An 8,748-nucleotide genomic window follows, 5' to 3' on the forward strand; every position below is an offset into this window, starting at 1 on the left:
CGTTAGCATGGCGCCGTGGCTGAACCCGTACCCCCGAGCGCCCCGGCAGACGAACCGGAACCCGGCGAAGCAGACGAGAAACCGCGGCGGCGGAAGCAGCGTTCGTTCTGGGTGGAACTGCCCATCCTGCTGGTCATCGCGCTGGTGCTGGCGTTCGTGTTCCAGCAGTTCGTCGGGCGGGTGTACATGATCCCGTCGGGGTCGATGGAGACCACGCTGCACGGCTGCCCGGGGTGTTACGGCGACAAGGTCTTCGTCGACAAGATGGTCTACGGGTTCACCGATCCCACGCCGGGCGATGTCGTGGTGTTCAAGGGCCCGGAGCCCTGGGTCGAGAACGAGGCGGCGCCGCAGGAGTCCGGCAACGCGGTGGTGCGGTTCTTCCAGAGCATCGGTTCGGTGTTCGGGCTGGCGCCGCCGGACGAGCGCGACTTCGTCAAGCGGATCATCGCGACCGGTGGCCAGACCGTGCAGTGCTGCGACGCGCAGAACCGCGTGGTGGTCGACGGCAAGGCGCTCGACGAGCCCTACATCCACTGGGAAGAGGGCACCGAGCACAAGCAGGAAAGCTTCGCCCCGGTCAAGGTGCCCGCGGGCGCGGTCTGGGTGATGGGCGACAACCGCAACAACTCCAAGGATTCCCGTTACCAGGGCCACGGCGGGGTCCGGGGGACCGTCCCGGTGGACAACATCATCGGCAAGGCCCGGATCATCGTCCTCCCGCCGAGCCGGTGGGGCGGCGTGAGCGACCACAATCCGCAAGCCGCCGCACAACCGGTGCGATAGGGTTCCGCTGGAAACTCACGGGCTGGGGGAGTAGATGACCGAGAGCACCGCACCGCGCGTCGATCCGTCCAATGTGGAGCAGCTGCGGGCCTGGGACGGCGATCAGGGCGCCTACTGGGCGGCCCGCGCCGATCGTTTCGAGGAAGGGGTCGCCGCCTACCACCAGCACTTCTTCGCCGCGGCGGCGATCGGGGAAACCGCGACGGTGCTGGACATCGGATGCGGCAGCGGGCGGACGACACGCGATGCCGCGCGGCGCGCCGCGGCCGGGTCGGCGCTCGGCGTGGATCTGTCCTCGCCCATGATCGAACTCGCCCGGCGGCGCGCGGAACTGGAAGGCGTGCCGAACGCGACGTTCGAGCAGGCCGACGCCCAGGTCCACCCGTTCCCCGAACGGGGTTTCGACCTCGTGATCAGCCGGCACGGGGTGATGTTCTTCGGCGACGCCCCGGCCGCGTTCGCGAACCTGGCGCGCGCCCTGCGCCCCGGCGGGCGCCTGGTCCTGCTGGCGTGGCAGCCGGTCGCGCGCAACGAATGGATGAGCGCCTTCCGCACCGCCCTGGCGGCCGGTCGTGACCTGCCCTTGCCGTCACCGGACGCACCGGGGCCGGTGTCGCTGAGCGACCCCGGCCGGGTGCGGGAGCTGTTGACCTCGGCCGGGTTCGCCGACGTGCGGTTGCGCGGCCTGAACGAGCCGATGTACTTCGGCCGCGACGTGGAAGACGCCTGCGAGTTCATCTCCGGCCAGCTCGCCGGGATGATCGCCGACGTCGACGACGCCACCCGGGCCCGCGCGCTCGACAACCTGCGGGCGACCATGGTCGAACACCAGACCGACCGGGGCATCCTGTACGACTCGGCGGCCTGGCTCGTCGAGGCCCGCCGCGACTGACGGGTCGCGGTCCTACCGGCGATGCCTGGCCAGTGCGTGGAGCGCGGCCAGTTCCTGCCGGATGCGCTCGGCCTCGGTCGGGCGGTGTTGCGTGTGGAACTGGTCGAGTGCTTGCCGCCAGAACTTCCGGGCGTCGGCGCGCAGTCCGAGGGCGGCGTACGCCTTGCCGAGGCGGCCGAGGGTGTCCGCTTCGCCGAAGCTGTCGCCGACATCGCGGCGCAGCGCGAGGGCTTGGTGGAAGTAGACCACCGCGACGGTGTGCTGCCCGGTGTGCTGGGCGAGATAGCCCAGACTGTCCAGGGCGGCGGCTTCGCCGACCGCGTCGTGGTGCCGTCGAAACAGGGCGAGCGCCGACTCGCAGGAAGTGCGTGCCTCGTGCGGGCGCCCGAGACGGGTTTGCAGGAAACCCATTGCGTTGAGCGCGTCGGCTTCCAAGACCGGATCGTGGAGACGCTCGCGGTACACGCGCAAGCCATGGGAAATCTCGGCCAATGCCTGGCCATCGTCCCAGCTCGGACCGCACGGCGGATGGCCGTATGCCTGCTGAACGCCGTCCGGCTCGGCGGGGGCGGAAGAATGGTCGATGCCCTTGTCGATCCGATCGGTGAGGGAATTGGCGTGCCGCAGATGGTCGTACGCATCCCGCTGCATGCCTGCCCGGGTGCAGGCATGGGCGAGGAAGCGGTGGGCCCAACCGCAGGCGGGCGGATCGATCATCTGGTAGGCCGCGTCGAGACCTGCCCGCCAGACGGCGACATCGTCGTGGAGATGGCCGCGCCGCCGGTGGAAAGAGCTGAGTGCCCACGCGAGTTCCCACACGCACTTGTGCCAGCGCTGTCGCGCCGCCAGGTGTTGCGCGGCGAGCAGGCACGCGTGCTCGGCGTCGAACCACGCCAGCGCGCAGGTCTCGCTGTCCAGGCGACTCGGGACGCAACCGCGGGACGGCTTCTCGACGTTGAGGGATTTGCGAATCGGATAGAGCGCACGTTCGCCGAGGTAGGCGGTGTGGCGGTAGAAGTCGACGAGCCGCCTGAGCGCCGCGCTCCGGGCTTCCGCGGGCGTGTCGCGGGTGGACTGTTCGGAAGCGTACAGGCGAACGAGGTCATGCATCCGGTAGCGGCCCGGCAGGTGCTGCGTCACCAGGTAAGCGAGTTCCAGGTCCCGCAGGACGGCGCGGGCACGAAGGGCGGGCAGGTCCGTGAGAGACACGACGGCGGCGAGGCTGATGTCCGGGCCCGGCGCGAGCCCCAGCAGGCCGAACACGGCGGCTGCCTCGGCATTCAGATAACGGTAGGAACACGACAGGACCGTCCGCAGGTTCGCCTGCGCGTCGCCGGCGCTCAGGGCGTCCAGCCGGGCGGAGCAATCCCGCAGTTCGTCGGCGAAAACGGTGAGCGGGAATTCCGGCTGGGCCGAGACGCGGGCCGCCACGATGCGCAGTGCCAGCGGCAAGCCCGCACAATAACCGAGTATTTCCGCCATGGCGTCAGGTTCCGCGCTGATTCGGACGTTATCGACATAACGGGCGAGCAATTTCCGGCCGTCGGCTTTGTCCAGGACGTTCAGGTCCAGTCGGAACGCGTCGTGTGCGGTGACCAGACTCGTGAGCTGGTTGCGGCTGGTGACGAGCACCGTGCACGAAGAACTCCCCGGCAGCAGGGGGATGACGTGGTCGCTGTCGCGTGCGTTGTCCAGGACGATCAGCATTCGCTTACCGGCCACCAGGCTTCGGTACAACGCGGCCTGGGCGTCCGGGTCGACTGGCGTCGCCGCTGGGCCGACGCCGAAAGCGTCGAGGAACCCGCGGATGGCGACGGTGGGGCACATCGGCTTGCCCGACGCGCCGAAACCGCGGAGGTTCACGTACAGTTGCCCGTCCGCGAACCGGTCCTTGTTCTGATGTGCCCAGTGCAGCGCGAGCCAGGTCTTTCCGATTCCGCCGCTGCCGCCGATCGCCGAGATCACCACCGTACCGCTCGGTCGGTTTCCACTGTCGAGCGCGGCCGTGAGGTCGGTGAGTTCGCGCGCGCGTCCGGTGAACAGTTTGGGCGCCGAAGGCAATTGTTGTGGCACACCCCTGGAGCGCGATCCGGTGTAGACATGCACGCCGCCGGCGATCGAGTTCGCCTGCACGAGCGACCCCTCCACCGGGCCGCTCACGTCATTTCTGCTCAGCGGACCATCATGATCCAATTCACCGGACATGCGTGGAGTTTACCCAGTCCGCGGAAAGCGGTTGGCATCCGTCAATTTGACTGCCGCAACTAAACAAGCGCGGTTAGTTATTGCGTGGTAACTACTCGCGAATAAAATCGGCTTTCGTGTATTCAATTCATATTCAAGCGGTTTGTACGCCGCTTGTATCCGGGCCGGTCATGCTGGCCGCATGACTGTTCGGAAGATTGTCCAGGGTGCACTCGCCGCGGTGGCGATCATGGGTTTCGCCGTGGCCGCACCGGCACAGGCCGCTCAGGACACGGCCACCGCGGCGCTGCCCGCGGCGAACATGGAAGCCGTGCTCAAGGCGGCGCAGATCGACCCGCGCCGGGCCGACAGCGCGTTGACCCCGGGTAGTAAGGACAGCGTGCTGCTGGTGGAGGAGGCGTTGGCCGCCAAGGGACTGCTGGCGAGCCAGTACGTGGACGGCCATTTCGGCACCTCGACCATCTCCGCGTATTCGGCGTACCAGAAGTCGTTGGGGTACACCGGGATCGACGCCTCCGGGTTGCCGGGGAAGACCTCGCTGGAGAAGCTGGGCAGCGGCCGGTTCACCGTGAGCAACGTGGTCACCGCGGGCAGCCGGGTGACCTACCACGGGAAACTGATGAACACCCGCACCAAGGCGATGCTGGTGGCGGCGGAGGGGTTGCTGGGCCGCCAGTTGGGGATCACCCAGGGCTCCTACAACCCCGGCGGGGTCGGCGGATCGGCCGGAACCCACGACGGCGGCGGCGCGCTGGACATCTCGGTCGAGGGCATGAGTTCGGAGACCCGGACCAACGTCGCCCGGAACCTGCGCAAGGTGGGCTTCGCGGCCTGGGTGCGCACCCCGGCCCAGGGCGACTGGGGCTACCACATCCACGCGATCGCCCTGTCCGATCCCGACCAGTCGGGCGGGGCGCAGCACCAGTCCGGCGACTACTACCTCGGCTTCAACGGGCTGGCCAACCGGGCGCCCGACGACGGTCCGGCGGTCACGCCGAAACTGACCTGGGAGGAGTACCAGCGCGGTTAGCGGTGCGCCCGCGGAGCAGGCGGGCGAACTCCTTCGCACCGCGGGCGGGAGCGGGCAGCCGTCCCGCCGCGGCGTCACCGAGCAAGGCGTCGACGGTTTCCTCCGCACAGGTGCGGTTGGCGCCGATGCCGCCGGTGGCGCCGCGTTTGGCCCAGCCCACCACGTAGGTTCCGCGCTCCACCCGGCCACCGCTGTTCGGGATGACGCCGGTGTCCGGATCGAACGGCAGCCCCGGCACCGGAACGCCCCGGGAGCCGATGGAGCGGACCAGGAGCCCGGTGCGGATGTCCCGCGTTCCGTGCACGTCGTCGCCGACGCGGACCGCGCGCACGTGCTGGTCGCCGAGGGCCTCGGTCGGCGCGGATCCGAACCGGAGCACCAGACGCTTGCCTTCGGCGGGCGGGAAGGTCCAGTCCACCGGCTCGACCGGAAGCCCGTGCAGCAGCCCGGCGACCGAGCCGGGTGCGGCGGCCGCGATGTCACCTGCCACGCCGCCGTGCTCGTCCACCACGATCCGCGCCCCGCGAAGGCGCCGCAGGGCGAGGAATTCCGGCCGCGTGTAGGCCGCCTGCTCGGGCCCCCTGCGCCCGAGCAGCACGACCTCGCGGACCTTGCTGCCGCGCAAGGCCGCGAGCGCGTGGTCGGCGATGCCGGTTTTCGCCAGTTCGTCCGGATCGGTGAGCAGCATCCGTGCGACATCGAGGGCGACGTTCCCGTTGCCGACCACGACGGCGCGTTCGGCGGACAGGTCGATAGCCCCGGCCGGGATGTCCGGCCGCCCGTTGCACCAGCCCACGAACGTGGTCGCGGGGATGCTGCCGGGCAGCTCCTCGCCGGGGACCCCCAGCGAGCGGCTGCCCGCGGCGCCGACGGCGTAGACCACCGCGTGGTGGTGCGCGGCGAGTTCGGCATGGCTGATGTCCCGGCCGACTTCGACGCCCAGGTGCATCCGCACCCTCGGGTGCCGGTAACCGACCGCGAAACTGTCCCCGATCCGCTTCGTGGACGGATGGTCCGGGGCGACCCCGTACCGGATCAGGCCACCCGGCACCGGTGACCGGTCGAGCAGGGTGATCTCGGCGTCGGTGGACCGCAGCAAGGACTGCACGGTGTAGCCCGCGGCCGGGCCGGTGCCCACGACCGCCACCCTCGGCGCCGCCACCGGTTCGGGCAGGGAGCGGGGAAACCGCGGCGCAGCCCACGCGTTGTCCGCCGGATGGGCTTCGAAGTGCTGCCGGTTGAGCTCGGTGAACACCGAGTCCGAACCGGACAGCCGGTCGACCGGGAAAACCGCGTCCACCGGGCACGCGTCCGCGCAGGCGCCGCAGTCGATGCAGGTCTGCGGATCGATGAAGAGCATGTCGGTGGTGCCGAACTCGGGCTCGTCCGGGGTCGGATGGATGCAGTTGACCGGGCACACCGACACGCAGGAGGCGTCGTTGCAGCAGGTCTGGGTGATCGCGTAGGCCATTGTGGACGGTCAGATCATGTGCACGCGCTGGTACAGCGCGACCGCGGGACGGTTGAGCAACCCGGCCTCGGAGAGGAACTCCATCAGGCCGGCGCACGCGTTGCGCATCATCGACTTGCGGTGCTGGTTGCTCGCGGCGGCGGCGACCGCGCGCCGGGTGTCCAGGCCGGCGGCCCGGTAGACGCCCGGGTTGACCAGGCTCCGCACGATGACGTACGCGACCGCGGCGATGGTCGTGGCGCTGGTCCGGCGGCGGAACGGGCTGATGCCCTCCATGTGTTCCCGGATCTCCTGCCGGGCGAACTTCATGTGCCGCGACTCCTCGACCACGTGGATCTTGGAGCTGGTGCGCACGATGTCGAGCACGTTCTCGCCGCGCATCCAGTCGCGCTGCATGACGTCGAGGACTTCCTCGGCGACCAGCGTGCCGCCGTAGGCCACCTCGCCGCCCGCGGTGGACTTGAACACGCGCGCCAGTTCGACCACGACCTTGTGCGGGAAGTAGGCGGGCACGCCGAGCTTCTCGCAGGTGCGCGCGAACATGATCGAGTGCCGGCACTCGTCGGCGATCTCGGTGAGCGCGAACTGGAACTCCGCGTTCGCGGGGTCGTGCACGTATTGATCGCGCAGGATCATCTGCTGCAGGATCATCTCGAACCAGATGCCGGTGCTCATGATCGAGCACACCTCGTGCCTGGTCAGCGTGACGCGCTGCGCCTCGGACATCTCGTCCCACAGCGGCGTGCCGTACAGCGTGCTCCACTCCGGGTTCAGGCCGTACTTGTCCTCGGGCAGCGGGGCGTCCCAGTCGATCTCGGTGGCCGGGTCGTAGGACAGGGTGGCCGAGGAGTCCAGCAGGCGCCGGGAAACGTCCTGCTCCGGGGCGGTCCGCTGGGTGCTCCTCGCGGCGGCACTGGTCATGATCCGCATCTCCTCACGTTAAGCCGGACTCTCGGTAACAGTAACACACTGTACGCTCTAGTTGGCCGGGGCAACAGTCCCCGGATCCGCGCCCGATAAACTCGGCGGATGGCCACCTCATCGGCGTCGCGCCGGACCGACGGCCGGACCGCGCGCTGGGCGGGGCATCGCGAACGCCGGCGGCGCGAGTTCGTCGACGCCGCGCTGCGCGCCATCGCCGAACGCGGTCCGGAGGTGTCGATCGAGCAGGTCGCCGAGGCGGCCGGGGTCGGGCGGACCAGGCTGTACAAGTACTTCGCCGACGCCACCGATCTGCAGGGCGCGATCGCGGACCGGGCGGTGGAGCTGATCACCGCCGAGCTCGCGCCGGTGTGGAACCCGCGCGGGACGCCGACCCAGATGATCCAGACCGCGATCGACGCGCACACCGGGTGGCTGGCCTCGCACGGCAATCTCTACCGCTACCTGACCATGCACTCGCTCACCGCGCGGCCGGGTGGGCAGAACGCGATCACCGACGTGAAGACGGCGATCGCGCAGCGCCTCACCTGGTTGTTCGACCACTACCTGCGCGAGTTCGGGCTGGACGCGCGGGTGGCCGAGCCGATCGCGTTCGGGCTGGTCGGGCTGGTCGAGTCCAGTACCGCTCGGTGGTTGGAGAATCCGGGTGGGATGAGTCGTGCGGAGCTTGCCGGGCATTTGGCGCGGTGGGTGTGGCAGTTGCTGGATGGGACGCTGCGGGCGGGTGGGGTGGAGCTTGATCCGCATCGGCCGCTCGCTTTGCCGGATAGTCTTGCTGTGCCGGATGGTTCTGGGTAGTGGTTGGCGTTTCTTGGGGTTGGGTTGGGTTTCAGGCACGCCTTCGGCGCGCCGTGGGAAACTGTCGCTCCTCGGGTCGGTTCGCGTCGTTGGTCACCAGCGACAGTTCCCCACGGGATGGGCATGTTTGGTTGCGTTGGCGGCTGTGCCCGATTCGCTTTCCGCGAGTTCCCCGTTTCGGTCGCGCGAGTCCCCTGTTTCGGGAGCATGAGTTCCCCGTTTTGGTAGCTGAACATCACGTTCGGGCATGCGAGTTTTCCCCATGGAATGAGCACGTTCGGTGACGTTGGTTTTAGTTCCAGATTCACCCATTCGGGAAAGGTGTTGATCTTCCATTTTCGATAAAATGGGAGACGTGGAGACAAATACCAGACTTGCGGACCTGAAAGACATTATCCAGTCGGAGGGGGAGGTGATCGCGCGGGCGCAGGCTCGGCAGTTGAGAGCCATTGCGGAACTGGACAACCTGCAAGGAAGATCCAGGGGTGTGCCCGTCGAAGTGGCTTGGATGTTGAAGCTGACGGAGCACAAGGCGGCGAGGAAGGTAGTGCTCGCGCGGACGCTGACCACGCGGCTGCCTGAGACCTTGAAGGCCATGGAGGGTGGGGTGATCGACGAGGAGAA

Annotated in this window: 8 protein-coding genes; 5 read left to right on the forward strand and 3 right to left on the reverse strand. The window is 68.7% G+C overall.

The features are described from left to right. The first annotated feature begins 15 nt into the window (after nt 1-15). Both lepB and FXO23_RS47070 read left to right on the forward strand, forming a co-directional pair. The gene (gene lepB / locus FXO23_RS47065; protein ID WP_158895099.1) at nt 16-786 is read left to right on the forward strand and encodes a signal peptidase I; all 771 of its coding nucleotides are present in this window, start codon (nt 16-18) and stop codon (nt 784-786) included. A gap of 34 nt (nt 787-820) precedes the next feature. Continuing rightward, nucleotides 821-1,678, forward strand: a complete 858-nt coding sequence (locus FXO23_RS47070) for a class I SAM-dependent methyltransferase (RefSeq protein ID WP_158895101.1) — start codon at nt 821-823, stop codon at nt 1,676-1,678. 12 nt (nt 1,679-1,690) lie between these two features. On the opposite strand, the gene FXO23_RS47075 is transcribed toward FXO23_RS47070, so the two are convergent. Next, entirely contained in the window at nt 1,691-3,883 is a 2,193-nt protein-coding gene (locus tag FXO23_RS47075) for an ATP-binding protein (RefSeq protein ID WP_158895103.1), read from the reverse strand. 181 nt (nt 3,884-4,064) lie between these two features. Here FXO23_RS47075 and FXO23_RS47080 point away from each other — a divergent pair, with 181 nt between their 5' ends. Further along, nucleotides 4,065-4,913 carry a peptidoglycan-binding domain-containing protein gene (locus FXO23_RS47080; protein WP_179957074.1) on the forward strand — a complete coding sequence of 283 codons (849 nt, stop codon included), beginning with the start codon at nt 4,065-4,067 and terminating at the stop codon, nt 4,911-4,913. Here the strand turns inward: FXO23_RS47080 and FXO23_RS47085 are convergent. Together FXO23_RS47085 and FXO23_RS47090 are read right to left on the reverse strand one after the other, a co-directional pair. Beyond that, a complete protein-coding gene (locus FXO23_RS47085; protein WP_158895105.1) occupies nt 4,873-6,384 on the reverse strand; it encodes a 4Fe-4S binding protein in 1,512 nt (503 codons plus the stop codon). The genes FXO23_RS47080 and FXO23_RS47085 overlap by 41 nt on opposite strands. Nucleotides 6,385-6,393: 9 nt before the next feature. Beyond that, entirely contained in the window at nt 6,394-7,305 is a 912-nt protein-coding gene (locus FXO23_RS47090) for an AurF N-oxygenase family protein (RefSeq protein ID WP_158895107.1), read from the reverse strand. Nucleotides 7,306-7,413: 108 nt separating this feature from the next. Here FXO23_RS47090 and FXO23_RS47095 point away from each other — a divergent pair, with 108 nt between their 5' ends. Both FXO23_RS47095 and FXO23_RS47100 read left to right on the forward strand, forming a co-directional pair. Then, the gene (locus tag FXO23_RS47095; protein ID WP_158895109.1) at nt 7,414-8,124 is read left to right on the forward strand and encodes a TetR/AcrR family transcriptional regulator; all 711 of its coding nucleotides are present in this window, start codon (nt 7,414-7,416) and stop codon (nt 8,122-8,124) included. Between the two features lie 355 nt (nt 8,125-8,479). Further along, a partial coding sequence (locus tag FXO23_RS47100; RefSeq protein ID WP_158895111.1) for a DUF222 domain-containing protein occupies nt 8,480-8,748 on the forward strand: 269 nt, incomplete at its 3' end.

The organism is Amycolatopsis anabasis (genome assembly GCF_009765355.1).
Taxonomy (GTDB): Bacteria; Actinomycetota; Actinomycetes; order Mycobacteriales; family Pseudonocardiaceae; genus Amycolatopsis; species Amycolatopsis anabasis.

What these genes read in the sequence shown, in the direction of transcription:
- FXO23_RS47070 (WP_158895101.1), top strand. Translation starts at nt 821, where the DNA reads ATGACCGAGAGCACCGCACCGCGCGTCGATCCGTCCAATGTGGAGCAG.
- FXO23_RS47075 (WP_158895103.1), bottom strand. Translation starts at nt 3,883, where the DNA reads ATGTCCGGTGAATTGGATCATGATGGTCCGCTGAGCAGAAATGACGTG.
- FXO23_RS47080 (WP_179957074.1), top strand. Translation starts at nt 4,065, where the DNA reads ATGACTGTTCGGAAGATTGTCCAGGGTGCACTCGCCGCGGTGGCGATC.
- FXO23_RS47085 (WP_158895105.1), bottom strand. Translation starts at nt 6,384, where the DNA reads ATGGCCTACGCGATCACCCAGACCTGCTGCAACGACGCCTCCTGCGTG.
- FXO23_RS47090 (WP_158895107.1), bottom strand. Translation starts at nt 7,305, where the DNA reads ATGACCAGTGCCGCCGCGAGGAGCACCCAGCGGACCGCCCCGGAGCAG.
- FXO23_RS47095 (WP_158895109.1), top strand. Translation starts at nt 7,414, where the DNA reads ATGGCCACCTCATCGGCGTCGCGCCGGACCGACGGCCGGACCGCGCGC.